The organism is Gluconobacter cerinus (genome assembly GCF_002723935.1).
GTDB lineage: Bacteria > Pseudomonadota > Alphaproteobacteria > Acetobacterales > Acetobacteraceae > Gluconobacter > Gluconobacter cerinus.
Genome location: NZ_BEWM01000044.1, coordinates 1 through 1,380 on the forward strand (window position 1 = coordinate 1; position 1,380 = coordinate 1,380).

The window sequence follows — 1,380 nt, forward strand, 5'->3', positions numbered from 1 at the left end:
GTTTTGGAAATTGCTTCTGGTGGTTTGGTAGAAGGGAGCACAATTAACGGCGGGACAGGCCACGTCGACTCTGGCGGAAGCCTGACAACGACGACAATTGACAATAGTGCCATTGTGCACGTGAGCGCAGGCGCTACGACTTCAAATCTGACACTTGAAACGTTCGGTACTGTCGTCGTCAGCTCCGGAGGAACTGTTTATAACACCGTTATTTCCAGTGGCGGCGGTCTTGGCCTCGCTGGTACGGCTTCCGGAACAATCGTTAACTCCGGCGGTGTACTGGAGATTAGTTCCAATGGTATTGCTCAGGACAATACTATTACCAGTGGCGGGGCCATTGATGCCGATGCAGGCAGTGTCGTGGGCACAACGACGGTGTCAAGTGGTGGATCGCTTACTGTCTCAAGTTCAGCTGCAATTTCCGGTGTTGTCACTGTAGCAAATGGCGGGTCTGCAACGATCTGGAACGATGCTGGCGGAACCATTGACCTTGTAGGAGACACGAACCACGGACTGACCATTTCGGGTCTCGAAAATGGTGGCACGGTCAGTACGGTCATTAGCGGATATACAGGAACGGGACCCGGTGATTCAGATTCAATAGATCTGGTCGGCGTTTCTCCTACGGGTGCAACATACAGCTATCCGTCCAACGATCAGGTGGTCGTAACGCTCAGCAATGGAAACACCATCACCCTTAATATCGAAGGCGTCAAAACGACAGGTTTCGCTCTCGTTAGTGATGGCAATGGTGGGTCCCTTGCTGAAGTCTGCTTCCTTGCGGGTAGCCTCATCTCAATCCCGTCTGGAACGATTGCCGTCGAAAAGCTGGCGGTCGGTGATAACGTCACAGCATATGTCGATGGGACCGAGACAGTTCGCCAGGTGACATGGGCCGGCCAGGCCCGCTGCACGGTCCGTCCGCATCTTGCTTTAGATCAGGCAGGATATCCCGTTCGCATTCTCAAAAATGCGATCTCTGAGGGCGTTCCTTTTAAAGACATGCTGATCACCGCCGAGCACTGCCTCTTCTTTGACGGCAAATTCGTGCCGGCTCGGATGCTCGTAAACGGTCGTTCGATCTTCTATGACACCTCGATCACGTCTTACGACTACTATCACATCGAAACCGCCGACCACTCCGTCATCATGGCTGACGGTATGTTGACGGAGAGTTATCTCGATACCGGAAACCGTCGCGCTTTCCGTCAAAATAACGCTGTCGTCTCCATCCCTCTCAGCCGTGATCTCTCCTGGGATGATGCCGCAGCCCCTCTCACCGTGTCGCGTGAAGCCGTCGAGCCGATTTACCGTCAGATTGAAGGTCGTGCCAAGGAGCAGAACTGCCCGGTTCACTCCGAAGCTCCGTCCCTGACCTAT

General features: G+C 53.9%; 1 protein-coding gene. It reads left to right on the forward strand.

What is annotated here, in order from left to right; translation table 11 throughout:
• Positions 1-1,380 (forward strand): Hint domain-containing protein (locus GCE01_RS16610; protein ID WP_099213716.1); only part of this gene is annotated, 1,380 nt, incomplete at both ends.